This window comes from Bradyrhizobium canariense (assembly GCF_018130465.1).
GTDB classification, from domain to species: domain Bacteria; phylum Pseudomonadota; class Alphaproteobacteria; order Rhizobiales; family Xanthobacteraceae; genus Bradyrhizobium; species Bradyrhizobium canariense_C.
Map to the genome: position 1 here is coordinate 842,282 of NZ_JAFCKJ010000002.1, position 18,244 is coordinate 860,525.

At 64.2% G+C, this 18,244-nt stretch carries 16 protein-coding genes; 15 read left to right on the forward strand and 1 reads right to left on the reverse strand.

The window, feature by feature from the left end; genetic code table 11:
• Positions 1 to 64: 64 nt before the first annotated feature.
• From JQ591_RS08205 to JQ591_RS08255, 11 genes are all read left to right on the forward strand, one after another.
• Entirely contained in the window at positions 65 to 1,231 is a 1,167-nt protein-coding gene (locus tag JQ591_RS08205) for an ABC transporter substrate-binding protein (RefSeq protein WP_249136578.1), read from the forward strand.
• 49 nt (positions 1,232 to 1,280) lie between these two features.
• Positions 1,281 to 2,231: a 3-carboxyethylcatechol 2,3-dioxygenase gene (locus JQ591_RS08210; RefSeq protein WP_211395481.1), complete on the forward strand. Its 951-nt coding sequence runs from the start codon at positions 1,281 to 1,283 to the stop codon at positions 2,229 to 2,231.
• Between the two features lie 44 nt (positions 2,232 to 2,275).
• Entirely contained in the window at positions 2,276 to 4,087 is a 1,812-nt protein-coding gene (locus JQ591_RS08215) for an FAD-dependent monooxygenase (protein ID WP_211395482.1), read from the forward strand.
• A 24-nt stretch (positions 4,088 to 4,111) separates the two neighbouring features.
• On the forward strand, positions 4,112 to 4,993 hold the full coding sequence (locus JQ591_RS08220; RefSeq protein WP_211395483.1) for an alpha/beta fold hydrolase: 882 nt from the start codon (positions 4,112 to 4,114) through the stop codon (positions 4,991 to 4,993).
• A gap of 11 nt (positions 4,994 to 5,004) precedes the next feature.
• Complete coding sequence (gene mhpD, locus JQ591_RS08225) at positions 5,005 to 5,787, forward strand: 2-keto-4-pentenoate hydratase (RefSeq protein ID WP_211395484.1); 783 nt, start codon at positions 5,005 to 5,007, stop codon at positions 5,785 to 5,787.
• Positions 5,788 to 5,811: 24 nt separating this feature from the next.
• A complete protein-coding gene (locus tag JQ591_RS08230) occupies positions 5,812 to 6,681 on the forward strand; it encodes a fumarylacetoacetate hydrolase family protein (protein WP_211395485.1) in 870 nt (289 codons plus the stop codon).
• Positions 6,678 to 7,430, forward strand: a complete 753-nt coding sequence (locus JQ591_RS08235; RefSeq protein ID WP_211395486.1) for an SDR family NAD(P)-dependent oxidoreductase — start codon at positions 6,678 to 6,680, stop codon at positions 7,428 to 7,430. The genes JQ591_RS08230 and JQ591_RS08235 overlap by 4 nt, the downstream gene beginning before the upstream one ends.
• Positions 7,431 to 7,576: 146 nt before the next feature.
• A complete protein-coding gene (locus JQ591_RS08240) occupies positions 7,577 to 8,830 on the forward strand; it encodes an alcohol dehydrogenase catalytic domain-containing protein (protein ID WP_249136580.1) in 1,254 nt (417 codons plus the stop codon).
• Between the two features lie 14 nt (positions 8,831 to 8,844).
• Positions 8,845 to 9,384, forward strand: a complete 540-nt coding sequence (locus tag JQ591_RS08245) for a cupin domain-containing protein (protein WP_211395487.1) — start codon at positions 8,845 to 8,847, stop codon at positions 9,382 to 9,384.
• Positions 9,385 to 9,401: 17 nt separating this feature from the next.
• Positions 9,402 to 10,361, forward strand: a complete 960-nt coding sequence (locus JQ591_RS08250; protein ID WP_211395488.1) for an ABC transporter substrate-binding protein — start codon at positions 9,402 to 9,404, stop codon at positions 10,359 to 10,361.
• A 13-nt stretch (positions 10,362 to 10,374) separates the two neighbouring features.
• Positions 10,375 to 10,803, forward strand: coding sequence for a PaaI family thioesterase (locus tag JQ591_RS08255; protein ID WP_211395489.1), 429 nt, complete (start codon positions 10,375 to 10,377; stop codon positions 10,801 to 10,803).
• Positions 10,804 to 11,023: 220 nt separating this feature from the next.
• On the opposite strand, the gene JQ591_RS08260 is transcribed toward JQ591_RS08255, so the two are convergent.
• Positions 11,024 to 11,233, reverse strand: a complete 210-nt coding sequence (locus JQ591_RS08260; RefSeq protein WP_211395490.1) for a DUF2188 domain-containing protein — start codon at positions 11,231 to 11,233, stop codon at positions 11,024 to 11,026.
• Positions 11,234 to 12,168: 935 nt separating this feature from the next.
• On the opposite strand from JQ591_RS08260, the gene JQ591_RS08270 reads away from it, so the two are divergent.
• The 4 genes from JQ591_RS08270 to JQ591_RS08285 are packed head-to-tail and all read left to right on the forward strand — an operon-like array spanning position 12,169 to position 18,198.
• Entirely contained in the window at positions 12,169 to 12,450 is a 282-nt protein-coding gene (locus JQ591_RS08270; RefSeq protein WP_211395491.1) for a metal-sensing transcriptional repressor, read from the forward strand.
• Between the two features lie 9 nt (positions 12,451 to 12,459).
• The gene (locus tag JQ591_RS08275; RefSeq protein WP_211395492.1) at positions 12,460 to 13,620 is read left to right on the forward strand and encodes an efflux RND transporter periplasmic adaptor subunit; all 1,161 of its coding nucleotides are present in this window, start codon (positions 12,460 to 12,462) and stop codon (positions 13,618 to 13,620) included.
• Between the two features lie 3 nt (positions 13,621 to 13,623).
• Positions 13,624 to 16,872 carry an efflux RND transporter permease subunit gene (locus JQ591_RS08280; RefSeq protein ID WP_211395493.1) on the forward strand — a complete coding sequence of 1,083 codons (3,249 nt, stop codon included), beginning with the start codon at positions 13,624 to 13,626 and terminating at the stop codon, positions 16,870 to 16,872.
• A gap of 6 nt (positions 16,873 to 16,878) precedes the next feature.
• Positions 16,879 to 18,198 (forward strand): MFS transporter, encoded by a 1,320-nt coding sequence (locus JQ591_RS08285; protein WP_211395494.1) that lies wholly within the window; start codon positions 16,879 to 16,881, stop codon positions 18,196 to 18,198.
• Positions 18,199 to 18,244 lie beyond the last annotated feature (46 nt).

The following is an 18,244-nucleotide window of genomic DNA, read 5'->3' on the forward strand; positions in this document are numbered from 1 at the left end:
GCGGGAGGAAACGATGGTTCATTCAAGGTTTTATCTGTCCGCGGCCGTATGTTTGGCCCTCGCAATGCCCGCTGCGGCGCAGACCGCTGGCGGCAGCCCAAATCTGAGCGGTGGTAAGGTCAAGGTCGGTGTCCTGACTGACATCGCCGGCCCCACGGCCATGGCGAACGGCAAGGGCTCGGTGATCGCCGCTGAAATGGCCGCCGAGGACTTCGGCGCCGGCCTTAACGTCGAGGTGATCTCGGCCGACCATCAGGGCAAGCCCGACGTCGGATCGCAGATCGCCGCACGCTGGTTCGACGTCGAAGGCGTGGACGCGATCGCCGACATGCAGGGATCCCCGATCGGCTTCGCCGTGCAGAACATGGCGGCGCAGAAGAGCAAAATCATGCTGTTGTCCGGTTCGACCTCCTCGGACTTCAACGGCAAGGCCTGCTCGCCGCTCACGGTCCAGTGGACGGTCGACACCTACAATCTCGCGAAAGGCGCCGCCAAGTCCGTGGTCGAGGCCGGCGGAACGAAGTGGTACTTCCTCACGGTGGATCAGGCGTACGGCAACGCCTTGACGCGCGATACGTCTGAGCAAGTCAAGCTAAACCGCGGCCAGGTGGTCGGCAACTCGGTGTTCCCGCCGAACACGTCCGACTTCGCGTCGTTCCTACTCACCGCGTCTAATGCCGGCGCCAACGTGATCGCGATCGCGGCGTCGAGCGGCGATACGGTCACCGCGATGAAACAGGCGGACGAATTCGGTCTGAGCTCAACGGCCAAGATCGTTCCGCTTCAGTCCGTGCTGACGGACGTCTACGCGGTAGGTCAAAAGATCGCGCACGACGCCTACGAAGTGTCGCCGTTCTACTGGGACCGGACGCCCGAAACGCGCGCTTGGGCCGAACGCTTCTTCGCCAAGGCCAAGATCATGCCGACCGGATTTCATGCGGGCGTCTACTCCTCGGTCGCGCACTACCTGAAGGCGGTGAAGGCGACGGGTACCGACGATGCTCCGACCGTGATGAAGCAAATGGAGAAGGAGCGGGTGCACGACTTCTTCGCCGCTGACGGCTACATCCGTGCCGATCGCAAGATGATCCACGACATGTACCTGCTCCAGGTCAAGAAGCCCGGCGAGAACAAGGGTGCCTGGGATCTCTACAACGTCATCCAGACATTGCCCGGCGAGTCCGTGAACCGGCCTCTTTCGGAGAGCCCGTGTCCCCTAGTCAAGAAGTAACCGGCGGTAATCGATCGAAACTCAACTCGGCGTTCGAAGGAATCCGATCATGTCAGTGGCCATCGTCTGCGCTTCCCATACTCCCCTGATGTACAAGGGGCCCGCCAGCAACGAGACCGAGCAACGTGTTCGAACTGCGTTCGGACATCTCGGGACCTTCGTGAAAGAGTTCGCGCCGGACTACATCATCCAGTTCGCGCCCGATCATTTCAACGGCTTCTTCTACGACCTGATGCCATCGTTCTGCGTCGGAGCGGGGGCCGTCTCCTTAGGGGATTGGGGAGGTGGGACTGGGCCGCTGGATGTTCCGGAAAAGACGGCACTCGAGCTCATCGACCACGTGAGGGCCGAGGACTTCGACGTGGCGGTGTCGTATCGCATGCCGGTCGATCACGGCTTCGTCCAGTTGTGGGAGGCAATGCTCGGGGACTTCAAGTCGATCCCGATCCTGCCGATCTTCGTCAATGCCGCTGCGCCGCCTGTTCCGACCTACCGCCGGGCTCGGCAACTTGGTGAATCGGTAGGCCGGTTCGCGGCGCGTTCCGGCAAGCGGGTGCTGTTTGCCGCGTCTGGCGGCCTCTCGCACGATCCGCCGCTGCCGTCGATCAAGGACGCGCCGCCCGAGATCCGCGAGCGCCTGATCAACGGGCGCAATCCGAGCGCGGAAGCCAAGGAAGCTCGCGAGAAGCGCGTGCTCGAGGCGGGCGTCCTCGCCGAAGCGGGTAAGGGGCCGTGCGAGCCGCTCAATCCGGATTGGGACGCGGAGTTCATGGAGATCCTGCGCAGCGGTCAGATCTGGCGCGCAGACGCGCTCGACACTGGCAAGGTCCGCGAAGTTGCAGGGCGCGGTGCCAACGAAGTCCTCGCATGGGTCGCTGCCTTCGGCGCATTTTCGACCGGCGGCCACTTCAAGATGGAGCAGGAATTCTACGAAGCTATTCCGGGCTGGATCGCAGGCATGGCGATGATGGCGGCCAAACAGGCCGACGGCGCTCACTAATCACGAAATCCCGCGCGAATGCGGAAGCATCGCGGAGCAGGCAAATGGCATACGAAACAGACGTGCTCATCATCGGCGCCGGGCCAACGGGCTCGACGACCGCTCTGGCGCTCGCCAATTGCGGCGTTCGCAGTCACATCGTGTCGCGCGGCAACTGGATGGCAGACAGCCCGCGGGCCCACATCACGAACCAGCGCGCCAACGAGGTCTTCCGCGATCTTGGGATCGCGGACGACGTGGCCAGGTACGCGAGCCCTTGGGAGCTCATGGGCGACACGACCTTCACGACCAGCCTGGCCGGCTCCGAGCTGATCCGGATGCGGACGTGGGGGACCGGCGACGATCGGCGCGGCGATTATCTGCGTGCGAGCCCCTGCGGAATGGTCGACATCATCCAGCCGCTGCTCGAGCCCATTCTGTTCCAGAAGGCGGCCGAGAAGGGCGCGACCTTCGCGTTCAATACCGAGTACGTCCGTCATGAGCAGGACGCCGACGGCGTGACCGCCACGCTGCGCGATCGGCTCGACGGGCGAGAGTTCACCGTCCGTGCGCGGTACATGGTCGGCGCCGACGGTGCGCGGTCGATGGTGGTGGACCATCTGGACCTGCCAATCGAAGGCCAAATGGCGCGCGCAGGCACCGTCTACACCGTCTTCAACTGCGACCTGACCAAATACAGCAAGCATAGGCCGAGCATCCTGAACTGGATCGTGACGCCGGACGCGAGCTTCGGGGAAATTGGCATGGGGCTGTTGAGGGCCGTGCACCCATGGACGCAGTGGATCGCCGGTTGGGGCTTCGACATCAGCAAGGGCGAACCCGACCTGTCGCCGGAAGCGATCATCCCGAAGATCAAGATATTGATCGGCGATCCTTCGGTCGACATCGACATCGTACGCACGTCGATCTGGTACGTGAACCAGGCCTACGTGACCCAGTATTCGAAAGGCCGGGTACTCTGCGGCGGCGACGCCGTCCATCGGCATCCGCCGTCGAGCGGGCTAGGCAACAACACCTGCGTGCAGGACGGTCACAACCTCGGTTGGAAGCTTGCCTACGCCGTGAAGGGTTGGGCCGGCCCAAAGCTTCTGGAAAGCTATTCGCAGGAACGGGCGCCGGTCGGAAAACAGATCGTGCTGCGCGCGAACCAGTCCCGGCTTGACTATGCCCCGCTGAACGCATGCTTCCGCGTGCCGGGCGCCGAGAATCCGGTCGCCGCCGGCATCGCACGTTTCCGCGATCCGGGTCCGGATGGCGTCGCGGCCCGGAAGGCGGCGCAGGCCGCGCTTGATCTCAAGCAGACGGAATTCAATGCCCAGGGTACCGAGATGAACCAGCGGTACGAATCCTCGGCCGTGATTCCAGACGTCGGTGGCGAGCACGAGCAGTGGCGGCGAGATCGCGGCCTCTACAATCAGCCGACGTCGCGCCCGGGTGCCAAGATCCCGCACGCGTGGCTCGTCGATCGCGACGGCATGCGGGTGTCGACGCTCGACGTGACAGGCAAGGGCCTCTTCACGGTCGTGACGGGCCTCGCCGGCGCGGCGTGGAAGGAGGCGGCGCTGCGCCTCGACCTGCCGTTTCTCCAGGTCGTCGTGACGGGTTCTCCCGAAGCGCAGGACCTCTATTGCGAGTGGCAGCGCATTCGCGAAATCGAGGAAGCCGGCGTTCTTCTCGTCCGTCCCGATGGTGTGGTCGCCTGGCGCGACATGGAGGGGACCTCGGACGTGGGCAAGGCCTTCGACCGGCTGAGCGCAGCCCTACGTGCGGTTCTCGATCTCCCTGACCTCTCGGCGATACCGCGCGTGAAGCCACAGCAACCGTCGAAGCCGAGCGGCGCGCCGCTCTTCGCCTGACACTCAAGCCAACGAGATCGAATCATGAGCGACACAAGACCCGAGAACTTTTCCAGCGTCTGGGCCGACCTGCGGGGCGTTTCCTTCAAGCAGCACTACATCGACGCCGGCGGAATCCGGACCCGCTGCATCGAGTCGGGCGACCCGTCCAAGCCGCTCGTCCTGGCGCTGCACGGCGTCGGCGGCCATGCCGAGGCTTACTCTAGAAACTTCGGTCCGCACGCCGATCAATTCTGGTTCGTGGCCATCGACATGCTGGGCCACGGATGGACCGACAAGCCGGCCATCGACTACCAGGTCAAGGACTACGCAAACCATGTCCTCGCCGTCCTGAAGACGCTCGGCAGAGACAAGGCGATGATCAGCGGGGAATCGCTGGGCGGCTGGGTCGCGACCTATCTCGCCGTACATCGTCCCGCCGTCGTGGAGAAGCTGGTCCTCAACACCGCCGGCGGTTGGACCGCGCACCCGCAGGTGATGGAACGACTGAAGAAGCTGTCGAACGAGGCCGCTTCCGATCCCTCATGGGAGCGGATCAAGACGCGCCTCGAATTCCTGATGTGCGACAAGAGCATGGTCTCCGACGACCTGATCGAGACCCGCCGGGCGATCTACGCGCAGCCGGGATTCGCCGACACGATGAAGCGGATCATGTGCTTGCAAGAGATGGAGATCCGTCGGCCCAACATGATCACCGCCGACCAATACCAGTCGATCAAGGCGCCGACCATGGTCGTGTGGACATCGCATGATCCGACAGCCACGCCCGAGGAAGGGAAGCAGATCGCGGACATGATTCCGGGGTCGAAGTTCGTCGTCATGAACCGCTGCGGCCACTGGCCTCAGTTCGAGGACGCGGAGCAGTTCAACCGCCTCCACATCGAATTCCTCCGGACCGGCAAATAAGGATCGTTCAGATGAACCAGCAAACCAAGCACGGCGAGCTCGCCGCCCAGATCCGCGCAGCTTACGCCGGTACCCCGATCGCGCCCATCCGGACGCAACTCGCTGAGTTCGATGTCGATGCGGCCTACGCCATTCAGCGGGAGAACACCGCGCACTGGGAGAAAGAAGGCCGGCGCGTAGTCGGAAGCAAGATCGGGCTGACCTCGCGCGCGGTCCAGAAGCAACTCGGCGTCGATCGTCCGGACTTCGGCGTCCTTTTCGCCGACATGATCGTGGGCGAGGACGAGCCTGTCGCTGCGGAGCGTGTCTTGCAGCCGAAGATCGAGGCGGAAGTAGCCTTCCTTCTCGACCGCGACGTCGAGGTCGAAACGCCGACCGTGGCCGACGTGCTCCGGGCTGTGGCCTACGCGATGCCTGCGCTCGAGATCGTCGGCAGCCGCATCACCAAATGGGACATCGGTATCGTCGATACGGTGGCCGACAACGCTTCGTCCGGCCTCTTCGTTCTGGGCGGGCCGGTTCGACGACTGGATGGCTTGGACCTCCGCGCCCTCCAGATGCAGATGACGAGGAAAGACGAAGTCGTCTCGAAGGGGACCGGCGCGGCCTGTCTCGGCAATCCGCTCAACGCGATGGCCTGGCTCGCCGGCGAACTCGCCCGCCGCAAGCGGCCGCTGCGCGCCGGCGATGTCGTTCTATCCGGAGCGCTGGGGCCGATGGTGCCGGTTAACCCGGGCGACGCGTTCGAGGCCAACATCGCCGGGCTCGGGACCGTTTCGGCGCGGTTCGCCTGACGCTAAACACCAAAGGAACACCAGATGAAGCTCGTCCGCTTTGGCAATCCCGGCGCCGAAAAGCCGGGACTCGTCGACGATCAGGGAAGGCTGCGCGACCTGTCGGATGTCGTCGCGGACATCACGCCCGCCAACCTGTCTCGTTCGACGCTGCAGAAGATCGCGGCCATCGCTCCATCGGAGTTGCCGCTCGTCACGGGCGAGCCTCGGCTCGGCGTCCCGGTCACCGGTGTCGGTAAGTTCATCGCGATCGGGCTCAATTACGCCGATCATGCCGCGGAGGCTAACCTTCCGCTGCCGTCCGAGCCGATCGTGTTCATGAAGGCGATCACTTCGCTCACCGGGCCCAACGACGCCGTCGTCCTGCCGAAGGACTCGAAGAAGTCGGATTGGGAAGTCGAGCTCGGGATCGTGATCGGCACGCGGGTATCCTACGTGGAGCGCTCCGCAGCCCTCGCTCATGTCGCCGGTTACTGCGTCGTGAACGACGTCAGCGAGCGCGAGTACCAGATGGAACGCGGCGGCACGTGGGACAAGGGCAAGGGCTGCGACAGCTTCGGTCCGGTCGGACCGTGGCTGGTGACGACGGACGAAGTCCCCGACCCGCAGGCGCTCGACGTCTGGCTCGACGTCAACGGGCAGCGCATGCAGCAGGGCAACACGCGGACGATGATCTTCGATTGTGCGGAGATCGTCAGCTACGTCAGCCGCTTCATGACGCTGATGCCCGGCGACATCATCGCAACCGGGACGCCGCCTGGCGTCGGCATGGGCAAGAAGCCCGCCGCGATCTACCTCAAACCGGGTGACGTCATGACGCTCGGCATCGAGGGCCTCGGAACGCAGCGCCAGCAAACCCGCGAATGGTCGCCTGCCGCAGGGCAGCGGACATGACCGTCTACAGCGGAAGGTTCGAAGGACGGACGGCAGTCGTGACCGGCGCGGCCTCCGGCATCGGCCGCGATGTCGCCCGTCGCCTGGTGGCCGAAGGTGCCCGCGTCTCCATGTGGGACTTGAACGCCTCCGCCCTCACCACCGCTGCGGGCGAGACCGGGGCTGCGAATACACAGGCAGTCGACATCGCGGCAGAAGACGCCGTCGAGGCGGCCATGGGGCGGAGCCTCGAGGCGCTGGGCGGACGGCTCGACATTCTGGTCGCAAGCGCCGGCATCACCGGACCGAACGGACCTGTGAAGGATTATTTGGGCGGCGATTGGCGGAAGGTCTTCGACGTCAACGTCAACGGTGCCTTCTACTGCAACCGCGCCGCGGTCCGCGCGATGGAGGAGGGTGGCTACGGACGCATCGTCAACGTCGCCTCCGTGGCGGGAAAGGAAGGCAACCCGAATGCGTCGGCTTACAGCGCATCGAAGGCGGCCGTGATCTCGCTGACCAAATCGCTCGGCAAGGAAACGGCGGCGACGGGCATACGTGTCAACTGCATCACGCCGGCGGCGATCAAGACGCCTCTGTTCGATCAAATGACGGCGCAGCACATCGACTTCATGCTGTCGAAAATTCCGCTCGGGAGATTCGGCACGATCGAAGAGGCGACCTCGCTCGTCTGCTGGCTCGCCAGCGACGAGTGCTCGTTCAGCACCGGCGCCGTATTCGACCTCTCGGGCGGGCGGGCGACCTACTAGCCAAGGCTCCGCGGTATGTTCGCGGCGCGAACAGTTTGCGGGAATGCGTTGTGGCCTCGGCCACGTCGCTCGATAGTTAGAGAAACAACAAAAGACGCCACAGAGCGTATGGAGGAAACGATGATCTTCAGCAGAACTGAAACTGGTTGACGAGCGCGGCTATCGGCACGGCCGACAGCACGCCCGAGCTTCGCGAAACGAACCGACGACCCAAGCGACGACCCTTCCGGTCGGAGCACGGCGCCGTATTGCGTTCCAGCAACCGTCACACGATCAAGGAAGGGAACTCCATGGCCACAATGAAAGCGGCTCGGCTACACCAAGTCGGCACTACTTTTTCGATCGACGAAATCGCAGTCCCCAAACCGCGCCCCAACGACGTTCTGGTTAAGGTAAAAGCGTGCGGCATCATCCCGAACATGAAGAACGTGATGGCGCACTACGCGGAATGGTTTCCGTTCCTTCCGCTTCCGCCGTTGCCGGCGATCTACGGTCTGGATGCCTCCGGCGAGGTCGTCGAGGTCGGCAGCCAGGTCAAGTCCATCAAGGTCGGGGACCGGGTCTACGTGAATCCCGGCACGTCCTGCGGGTCATGCCACGCCTGCCGCTGCGGTCAACCCATCAACTGCGACGCCTACACGTTCCTCGGCTATTTCGGTTTCGGTCCGCGCTCGAGCCAGGTGTTCGTCGACTACCCTTACGCCGGCTTCGCTGAGTACATGACGGCGCCAGCCTCGTCGCTGGTGAAGCTTCCCTCGTCGGTGTCATATGAGGCCGCGGCCCGCCTCGGCTACTTGGGAACGGCGTACTCCGCGCTGCGCAAAGCGGGCGCTCGCGCTGGAACGAGCGTCATCGTCAGCGGCGCGACCGGTACTCTCGGACTGGGGGCGGTCATCCTCGCGTTGGGGATGGGCGTCACCAAGATCTTCGGCGTCGCGCGGGACAAGAAGCTGCTCGAACGCTTGCGCACGATCGCTCCCTCTCGGATTCACGTGCTGTCGGCCGGCGAACGGCAGGTGGACGAATGGGTACGCGAGCACACCGACGGCCTGGGAGCAGACATCTTCATCGATGCTGTTGGGCCGGGCGCTCCGAGCTCAACGTCGCTGGCGGGCATCAACGCGCTGAGACGCGGCGGCCGGATGGTGGACATCGGCGGCATGGCCGAGCCACTACCGTTGGAGATGTTCAGACTGATGTGCTTCCAGATCAGCGTCATCGGCTCGCTCTGGTTCGACGTCGCCGAAGGTCAGGACATGGTCGAGATGGCTGCGGCCGGGACGCTGGATCTCTCGGTCTTCGAACATGAACGGTATCCGCTGCGGGACATTTCCAAGGCGCTCGAGGCGGTCGATCGCAGGACCGGCGGCTTCACCAACGTCGTGATCGTCCACGAATAGGAAGGAGAGATCAGATGGCTCGCTTGATTGTCACTTCTCATAAAGATGGGAAATCCTCGGTCGGATTGGAACAGTCCATCCCCGTAATGCCGTTCAAGTCGGTGCCGGGGTTCGACACCGCGGTGGTGTGGGGCACTGCGGCCGCTCCATCCGTTCCGTGGGATGGTCGTAACGCCGCGGATGGACACGAGAGCGTCCTGCCCGATGCCGGAGAGACGCGGTTGATGAAGGTGACCTTTCCGCCTGATTCCGTGATGATGTCGGCAGACTTCGATCCCGCGGCTGCCGGTGCTGAATACATGTCACGCATACCGGGACTTGCGCAGCGGTTCGAGCCGGATAGCCCGGGGATGCACACGACCGACAGCGTTGACTATGGCATCCTGATCGAAGGGGAGATTTCTCTCGAACTCGACGACGGGAAGACGGTCGCGCTCAAGCCGGGCGACGTCGTCGTTCAAAACGGCACTCGGCATGCCTGGCGCAATCCTGGAGCCAAGCCCGCCACGCTGATCTTCGTGCTGATCGGAGCGAACCGTTCCGCGGACAAGTAATTCATCGGATGAATCGTATGATGAGACTTTTCTCGGTGGTGGGTACCGTCGCGGGCGTTCTTTGGCTCCAGGGCGCCTTCGCCCAAACGCAAACCGTGCCGCGCGTCGGGTTCGTGGCCGGTGCCGGTGGCTACCCGAAGATGGCGGTGACCAATCAAGCGTTTTTCGAGGGCCTGTCGGATGCGGGCTACAAAGACGGTAGCACGCTGACTGTCGTCTTCCGGACGGCCGAGGGCAACATGAGTCTTATGCCTGAACTGATCGCGCAGGTCTTGGCGGAGAAGATCGATTACCTGGTCGTGTCCAGCTCTCCTGGATGTGCGGCGGCACAGAAAGCGACGTCGACGTTGCCGGTTCTGTGCATCTCAGTTCAGGACAGTCCCATCAAAGAGGGGCTGACGACAACGCTCGAGCACGGGAATGGAAATTTGATAGGGGTGCATAGCTATTTACCGGACGGCATATCCCAGCAATTGCGGATGCTCCAGCAATTGAAACCAAGCCTAAAGAAGCTCGGCGTGTTGTTCAATCCCGCGAATGCCACGCACAAACGTCTTTTGACTGATTGGCAGGATGTCGCTGCCGCGCAGAAGATCGAGGTCGTACCCATGCCGGCTGTCGGGCCGGCCGATCTTGAAAAGACTATTTTGAACGCTGAGGCCGCCGACGCGGAAATCGCCATCGGTCTGCTCGGAGCCGACACGTATGCGATGAGGAAGGAAATCGCGGAAGCGGCAAGCGCGCATGGCCTTCCTATCGTGATGGACACGCCCGGCGGCTTTAATCAGATGGGCGGTGTTGCTACGATCGGCGTGGACATCGTCCCTCTGTATCGGCGGGGAGCAATTGAATTGATGATTCCGATGCTCAAGGGAACGCCACCATCCGCGCTCGCATGGATCGGGCCGAGCGAGGCTGTGATGAAAGTGAACGACGACATGATCGCGAAGTTCGGCCTCTCGAGGTCTACAAAATGAAGAGCCGAGCAATTTGATACAGAACGAGGGATTCTTCGCCAAAATTGTAACGGGAGAGCTTCCCGAGGCACCTATCACGAAGCTTCTCGGCTGGAAGTTTCTCGACTTCGACGCCGAACAGCAAGTGATCAAGGTCGAAATGCAGGCTCGGCCGGAATTTCTCAATCCGGCGGGCCTCATTCACGGCGGCATGTTGGCGGCCATGCTGGACGAGACGCTGTCACCCGCACTGGCCACGACCCTCGGCCCGGGTGAGTTCGCCCCGACGCTCGAAATCAAGGTCAATTTCGTCTTGCCGGCTAAGGTCGGCCGCGTCCTCGGCACCGGTCGGATCGTCAGCCGCGGTCGCTCGATCTGCTTCATGGAGGGCCAGCTGCGCGATGAACACGGCACTCTGCTGGCAACCGGATCGGCGACTTCGAAGATCGGACGGGGGCGCTGAGAACGAACAGCGCTAGGGAGGTCGACGACGGATGGTCGGCGGGTCGTGCGCCGTTTGCTTGCCATCCTACGATGGCAGTCCGTGCTGTCGTCGGCGCAGGCCTGTCTTCCGGCGGTGCCTGTCGGCGGATGGTCTCGAGACGGCCTCAAGGCCGCTTGCGGCCTGAGCGCCCGTTTCTGCCGACGCGAGGCTCGTGCTCTGTGACGCGGCGACTTTCGCGTTAAGGTTTGCGCCACTTGTCGGGATTGCCGACGGTCGTGTGGCGCACCCTCTCGACCAGCGGTTCATGGCCGGGATTGAGCTCTCTCGCGCGTTCGATTGTCCGCTGCTGAGTGGGCAACACCGCACTGACCCTTTCGGAGCTGCCGCGCCGCACGGCGTAGTCGCCCTGCGGCCTACGTTCGACGAACAATTGACTCTTGCACACCATCCATCTCCGTCAGTTGAATTTCAGATCGGGCACTGATCCATCGCCAAAAGCTTGTCGTTCCAGACGCCGTCGGCGTAGGTCCGCACGTAGGCGGCCCGGCCCGTGGGGCGGACCACGCCGATGTCGGCGCGTTTTCCGGTACGCGGATCGAGCGTGTAGATTCGAGTCGCGTGAATTTCAGGTGCTCGCGCACCTGCTCAACGGGTCGACGGCGAGGACGAGCTATGCGGCCTATACGGGCAAGCTGATACCGCGAGGCGAAGTCTCCACGCGAAGATCGAGGCAACGCTAGGCAGCAGCAAGGTCGCGGACTTCATGTGCCAGCTTATGGAGCATCTGTTCGAGGGCGGCGCCGGCCTGAGCATCGCGTCCGAGGACCTCGCCGTTCTCCCTAAGACAGTGCCCTGCGACCGATATATCTGACGAGACCCTAGCCGTCCGGCACGGTCGAGCGCACGCTGCTTCGACGACGCGCCAACTGCCACGAAAGCGCATGAGGTTTACGGTCGAACCGGCCGATCCGGTGGTACACAGCGGTGGTCACAAATCGCGACCGGACTTTTCAGGAATCCTTATTTTCCCGCGGTTTTGGCGCCCTCGCGGCATTGTGGAAGGGAGTCCCACTCTCTCCGAGCGCCGCGGGCCGGTCGCCGTGAGCGAATAGCGTTGCCTTGGCAGGCACTTCCGTCACGTGCGCTCCCCGTGAGGCACGTCGAACGCTACTTGAGCGGCTTCAGCCGCTTTGCGCATCGCGCATACAATGTTTCCGCCGGTTGGATCGGCTTGGCTGGCCTCTAAACGGGCTGGTCGGGCCTGCACGAATTGATGATCTGAACGGCGGCCGCGTCGATTTGCCGTGCAGAGCGGCCCCACGGGCCCGTTGCCCGAAAGCTTGGCCTCGGATATCCCCTCCCAGAGGATAGGATATTGAAATCATGAGCAAGGACCACGTCCACGAAAGCCATCCGGAGATCGTCAAGCGACTGAAGCGGGCCGACGGGCATCTCCAGAAGGTCATCGCGATGCTCGCCGAAGGCCGACCCTGTCTCGACCTGGCGCAGCAACTGCACGCCGTCGAGAAGGCGATCTCCGAGGCGAAGAAGACCCTGATCCACGATCATGTCGACAACTGCCTCGACGCTGCCGCCAACGGCGGGTCGGGCAAGTCAACCAAGAGCGTCCTCGCCGAATTCAAGGCGATCTCGCGCTATCTGTAGGAAGTAAACATGGTTCCGAGTATGCGGACGGCATCCATGATCCTCGTCGCGACGCTCGCGGCGATGGCGGGCACCATCGTGCCGGCAACCGCGCAGTCGAAGTCCGCGAAGCCGGCGGCCGTCGTCATGGACGACGATCGCATCAATCTCGCAGGCATCGAACTCCGCCGGGCGGGACCTGCCCCGATCGCCAAGCGGCTGACCGTGCCGTGCACGATCGTTCCCGACGCAGGCCGGGTCGCGCACGTCGCCATCAAGGTTTCCGGAACGGTCGCAGATCTGCGGAAGAACATAGGCGACGACGTCGCGAAAGACGAAATTCTGGGCGTTCTGGAGAGCCGCGAGGTCGCCGACGCCAAGAGCGAGTACCTCTCCGCCAAACTCTCGAACGAACTGCAGCAGGACCTCACCGCGCGCGACAAGTCGCTATGGGAAGGCCGCGCGGTTCCCGAGCAGCAATACATCAAGTCCCGCAACGCAGCGGCTCAGACCGAAATGCGGTTCGGCATCGCTCGCCAGAAGCTGATGGCGCTCGGCGTCAGCGAGGCGGAGATCTCCGGACTGCCGGAGGCTCCGGACGGGACGCTGCGCAGCCAGAACGTCCGCGCCCCCATCTCCGGCCGTATCGTAGAGCGAAAGGTGGAGCTCGGCACCGCGGTCGGAAGGGACAGCCTGGAGACCGAGCTCTTCGTCATCGTCGACCTCAGCCGCGTCTGGGTGGAACTGGCGGTCTCGTCGACCGACCTGCCCCTGGTCAGGGAGGGCCAAGATGCCGCCTTGGCCGTCCGTGGAATCGCCGAGACCGGTTCGGGCAAGATCATTTTCGTCAGCCCCCTGCTCGACAAGGACACGCGCACGGCTCGCGTCGTGGTCTCGCTCGACAACGCCGACGGCCGATGGCGCCCGGGCTCCTTCGTCACGGCGAACATTGCCGTCGAAAGGCATGATGCGGCGGTCGCGGTCCCCTTCGCCGCAGTCCAGACCGTCGATGGCCGCAAGGCCGTCTTCGTCCGGACCAAGGATGGTTTCGAAGCGCGCAACGTCGTCCTGGGCGGACGGGACGGACCGGTCGTCGAGATCGTCTCCGGCCTCGCTGCCGGCGAGACCGTCGCCGCCTCGAACACGTTCCCGCTCAAGGCCGAGGTATCAAAGCCCGGCGACGAGGACTGATCGATGATCGAACGCATCGTAGAGTTCTCAGTCCGCCGAAGATGGCTCGTCGTGCTGATCGCCCTAGCCGCGGCTGCATCCGGCGTCTGGTCGCTGACGAAGCTTCCCATCGACGCCGTGCCCGACGTCACGAACGTACAGGTCCAGGTCAACGCCGTTGCGCCGGCCATGACGCCGGTCGAGATCGAGAAACAGGTCACCGTCACGCTGGAGACGGCGCTCGCCGGCATACCCGGTCTGGAATCGACGCGCTCCTTCTCGCGCAACGGCTTCGCGCAGATCACCGCGGTCTTCGGCGACCGTACCAACATCTACTTCGCGCGGCAGCTCGTATCCGAGCGTCTCAACGAAGCCAAGTCCAATTTGCCCCCCGGCGTCGACATCCGGATGGGACCGGTCTCGACGGGCCTCGGCGAGATCTATTGGTGGGCGGTGGAATACGAAAAACCCGGCGCCTCCGCACCGATCCGCGACGGGAAGCCCGGCTGGCAGACCGACGGGAGCTACCTCACTCCGGAAGGCGACGGGCTCACCGACGACTTCCAGCGCACCGTCTACCTCCGGACGGTGCAGGACTGGATCGTGCGTCCGCAGATGAAGACAGTGCCCGGCGTCGCCGGCGCGGACGCCATCGGCGGCTTCGTCAAGCAATACCAGGTGCAGCCCGATCCGGCGAAGCTCGTCGGCTACGGGTTGTCGTTGAAACAGGTGGTCGAGGCGATCGAGGCCAACAATGCGAGCCGCGGCGCGAACTACATCGAGCAGAACGGCGAAGGGTACGTGGTACGCGCCGCCGGTCGCGTCGAGAACCTCGGAGACATCGAGAGCATCGTCGTCGCGACGCGTGGCGGCGTGCCGGTCCGCATCAGAGACGTGGCCGAAGTAGCGATCGGGAAGGAACTCCGGACCGGAAGTGCGAGCGTCGACGGACGCGAGGTCGTGCTTGGAACCGCGCTAATGCTGATCGGCGGCAACAGCAGGACGGTAGCGGCCGCGGCGGACACCAAGATCAAGGAGATCGGCAGAACGCTACCGCCGGGAATCTACGCCCACACGGTCCTCAACCGTACCCAACTGGTCGACGCCACCATACAGACGGTCGCGAAGAATCTCGCCGAAGGCGCCCTTTTGGTGGTCGCCGTGCTCTTCGTCCTGCTCGGAAACTTCCGCGCCGCCCTCGTCACCGCCCTCGTCATCCCGGTCACGATGCTCGTCACGGCGAGCGGGATGCTACAGGGGCGGATCAGCGCGAACCTCATGAGCCTCGGTGCGCTCGACTTCGGCCTCATCGTCGATGGCGCCGTCATCATCGCGGAGAACAGTCTCCGGCACTTGGCGGAACGCCAGCGCGAGTTCGGTCGCCCCCTGTCACTGCAGGAGCGTCTGGACACCGTGACGGCGTCCACCGTCGAGATGATCCGCCCCTCCGTATTCGGCCAGATCATCATCATTCTGGTCTACACCCCCCTGCTGGCCTTCTCCGGCGTCGAGGGCAAGACTTTCGAACCCATGGCGCTCACCGTGATGATCGCCCTTGCCGTCGCCGTCGTAGTGTCCCTGACGTTCGTCCCTGCGGCCATCGCCATCGCGATACGCGGGCGCGTCAGCGAGCGCGAGAACGTCATCGTCAGGACCCTGAAGCGCTGGTACGCCCCGCTCCTCGCGGGCTCGATCGCGAGACCCCTTCCCGTCGTCACCGCGGCCGGCCTTCTCTTCATCGGCGCAGCGCTCCTGTTCACGCGTCTGGGCCAGGAATTCACCCCGACCCTCGACGAGAAGAACATCGTCATGGAGGTGAAGCGCGTGCCGTCGACCGCGCTCGCGCAGTCGCAGAAGATGCAGCTTCTCATCGAGCGTCAGATCAGCACGCTCGACGAGGTCTCGTTCGTCTTCTCGCGCACCGGCACGCCCGATCTCGCCGCCGACCCGATGCCGCCGTCGGCATCCGACACCTACATCATCGTCAAGCCGCAGGACGAATGGCCCGATCCTGCGATGACGAAGGAAGATCTGATCAAGAAGATCGAGGGGGTGACCGCAAAGCTTCCCGGCAACAAGATCGGCTTCTCGCAGCCGATCGAGATGCGGTTCAACGAGCTGATCGCCGGCGTGCGCGAGGATCTCGCCGTCAAGGTCTTCGGCGACGACTTCGAGCGGATGCAGAAGACCGCCGACCAGATTGCCGACGTCATCCGGAAGATCGACGGCGCCGAGAGCGTGAAGACGGAGGAGACGACCGGTCTCCCGTTCCTCGACATCAATATCGACAAGGGGGAGATTGCGCGGCGGGGCCTGAGCCTGGCCGCGGTGCAGGACTTGATCGCCACCGCCATCGGAGGCACCGACGCCGGCCTCGTCTTCGAGGGCGACCGTCGCTTCAAGATCGTGGTGCGGCTCCCGGACGAACTGCGGGATAGCATCCCGGCGCTCGAGGAGTTGCCGGTCCCGCTCCCGCATGCGAACGCGAACGCGCCGGCGGCGTCCATCCCGCTCCGGGACATCGCCTCATTCGAGCAGACCGTCGGCTACAACCAGATCAGTCGCGAGAACGGCAAGCGCCGGGTGGTGGCGACGGCCGAGATCCGGGGCCGGGACATCGGCTCGTTGGTGACGGAGGCGCAGGCGAAGGTCGCCGAACAGGTGAAGCTGCCGCCGGGCAGCTATCTAGCCTGGGGCGGCCAGTTCGAGAACTTCGCGGTCGCGCGCCAGCGGCTCGTCTTCGTCGTGCCTGGCGTATTCGCACTGATCTTCATGCTGCTGTTGGGGGCGCTGGGCTCGGCACGGGACGCGGCGCTCGTCTTCAGTGCGGTTCCACTCGCGCTGACCGGCGGAATCGCTGCGCTATGGCTTCGCGGTATGCCCTTCTCGATCTCGGCAGCCGTCGGCTTCATCGCGCTGTCCGGCGTGGCCGTGCTGAATGGCCTGGTCATGCTGACGCAGATCCGGCGGCTGATCCTCGAGGGGGTAGATCCCAGAACGGCGATCCGCGAGGGGGCGCTGACCCGCTTTCGACCCGTCGCGATGACCGCGCTCGTCGCCTCGCTCGGATTCGTGCCGATGGCCTTGGCGACCGGCACGGGTGCCGAGGTGCAGAAGCCGCTGGCGACCGTCGTAATCGGCGGGCTCCTGACCGCGACCCTGCTCACGCTTGTCGTTTTGCCCGCCTTGTACGCCCGTTTCGCCGTTCCCGCCGCGGCGTACAGGCGCAGCGGCTCGGTCGCGCCCCTCGTCCACGATCGAGCGGCGGAGTAGCGGCTCATGCTGTCAGTCCTTGCCAACCGCACCTACCGTCATCTGTTCGCCGCTCAGGTCATCGCGTTGATCGGGACGGGACTGATGACCGTAGCACTGGGATTGCTGGCGTTCCGCATCGCCGGCGCGAACGCGGGGGCGGTGCTGGGGACGGCACTCGCCATCAAGATGGTCGCCTACGTGCTCGTCGCGCCGATCGTAGGCGGTCTCGCAGGCCGCTTGCCGCGGCGAACTTTCCTGGTGGCGATGGACCTGACCCGTGCCGCGGTTGCCATTGCGCTGCCCTTCATCGACCAGGTCTGGGAGGTCTACGTCCTCATTTTCCTGCTGCAGTCCGCCTCTGCCGCCTTCACTCCGACATTTCAGGCGACCATCCCGGACGTGCTTCCGGAGGAGCGCGACTACACGCGGGCGCTGTCTCTGTCCCGCCTGGCCTATGACATGGAAAGTCTTCTGAGCCCGACGCTGGCTGCCGCGTTGCTGACCCTGGTCACCTTCAACTGGCTCTTCTTCGGAACCGTAGTAGGCTTCTTCAGCTCGGCGGCGCTGGTGGTCTCGGTCACGATTCCGCAGCCGTCCGCGGCCCGTCCGCATCGCGGCTTCTACGACGACACGACCCGCGGCCTGCGCATCTATCTGGCGACGCCCCGCTTGCGTGGCTTACTGGCGCTCAACCTCACCGTGGCCGCAGCGGGATCGATGGTGTTCGTCAATACGGTGGTCCTGGTGAAGGGCGCGCTGGGCGGAACTGACGGCGACGTCGCGGTCGCACTCGCCTGCTTCGGCGGCGGCTCGATGGCGGCAGCACTGCTGCTGCCTCGCCTGCTCGATCGGCTACCCGACCGAAGGATCATGCTCTCGTCGGCGGGAATGCTGGCTGCAGTGCTGGTCGTCTTCGGATCGATCATCACGATATCCGGAGGCAACGGAGGCGTCGGGTACGCGCTTCTGCCGACGTGGGCACTATTGGGGATCGGATACTCGGCCGTCATGACACCGTCCGGGCGCCTGCTGCGCCGGTCGGCCGGCGCTGCGGACCGGCCGGCCGTGTTCGCCGCTCAGTTTGCGCTGTCGCACCTGTGCTGGCTGCTGACCTATCCCCTTGCTGGATGGCTTGGCTCGTCCGCCGGAATCGCGCCGACCGCTTTGGTGCTCGCAGCCGTGACATTGACCGGGGTCGTGCTGGCATTCTGTTTTTGGCCGGTCGTCGAGGCAGACCTAGTCTCTCACCAACATCCCGAACTACCGCCCGATCACCCGCATTTGCGCGGGCAGTCACCGGATCACGCGCATGCTTATGTGCTCGACGACCTGCATCCTCGGTAGCCTTAGGACCCGCGCAGCCGCCTCTATCAGCATTGGCAGCAACCGG

Excerpts from the sequence above, each read along its gene's own strand:
- JQ591_RS08215 (WP_211395482.1), top strand. The coding sequence starts at position 2,276 with ATGGCATACGAAACAGACGTGCTCATCATCGGCGCCGGGCCAACGGGC.
- JQ591_RS08260 (WP_211395490.1), bottom strand. The coding sequence starts at position 11,233 with ATGGTGTGCAAGAGTCAATTGTTCGTCGAACGTAGGCCGCAGGGCGAC.
- JQ591_RS08285 (WP_211395494.1), top strand. The coding sequence starts at position 16,879 with ATGCTGTCAGTCCTTGCCAACCGCACCTACCGTCATCTGTTCGCCGCT.
- JQ591_RS08235 (WP_211395486.1), top strand. The coding sequence starts at position 6,678 with ATGACCGTCTACAGCGGAAGGTTCGAAGGACGGACGGCAGTCGTGACC.
- JQ591_RS08245 (WP_211395487.1), top strand. The coding sequence starts at position 8,845 with ATGGCTCGCTTGATTGTCACTTCTCATAAAGATGGGAAATCCTCGGTC.
- JQ591_RS08270 (WP_211395491.1), top strand. The coding sequence starts at position 12,169 with ATGAGCAAGGACCACGTCCACGAAAGCCATCCGGAGATCGTCAAGCGA.
- JQ591_RS08275 (WP_211395492.1), top strand. The coding sequence starts at position 12,460 with ATGGTTCCGAGTATGCGGACGGCATCCATGATCCTCGTCGCGACGCTC.
- JQ591_RS08250 (WP_211395488.1), top strand. The coding sequence starts at position 9,402 with ATGATGAGACTTTTCTCGGTGGTGGGTACCGTCGCGGGCGTTCTTTGG.
- JQ591_RS08280 (WP_211395493.1), top strand. The coding sequence starts at position 13,624 with ATGATCGAACGCATCGTAGAGTTCTCAGTCCGCCGAAGATGGCTCGTC.
- JQ591_RS08230 (WP_211395485.1), top strand. The coding sequence starts at position 5,812 with ATGAAGCTCGTCCGCTTTGGCAATCCCGGCGCCGAAAAGCCGGGACTC.
- JQ591_RS08210 (WP_211395481.1), top strand. The coding sequence starts at position 1,281 with ATGTCAGTGGCCATCGTCTGCGCTTCCCATACTCCCCTGATGTACAAG.
- JQ591_RS08205 (WP_249136578.1), top strand. The coding sequence starts at position 65 with ATGCCCGCTGCGGCGCAGACCGCTGGCGGCAGCCCAAATCTGAGCGGT.
- mhpD (WP_211395484.1), top strand. The coding sequence starts at position 5,005 with ATGAACCAGCAAACCAAGCACGGCGAGCTCGCCGCCCAGATCCGCGCA.
- JQ591_RS08220 (WP_211395483.1), top strand. The coding sequence starts at position 4,112 with ATGAGCGACACAAGACCCGAGAACTTTTCCAGCGTCTGGGCCGACCTG.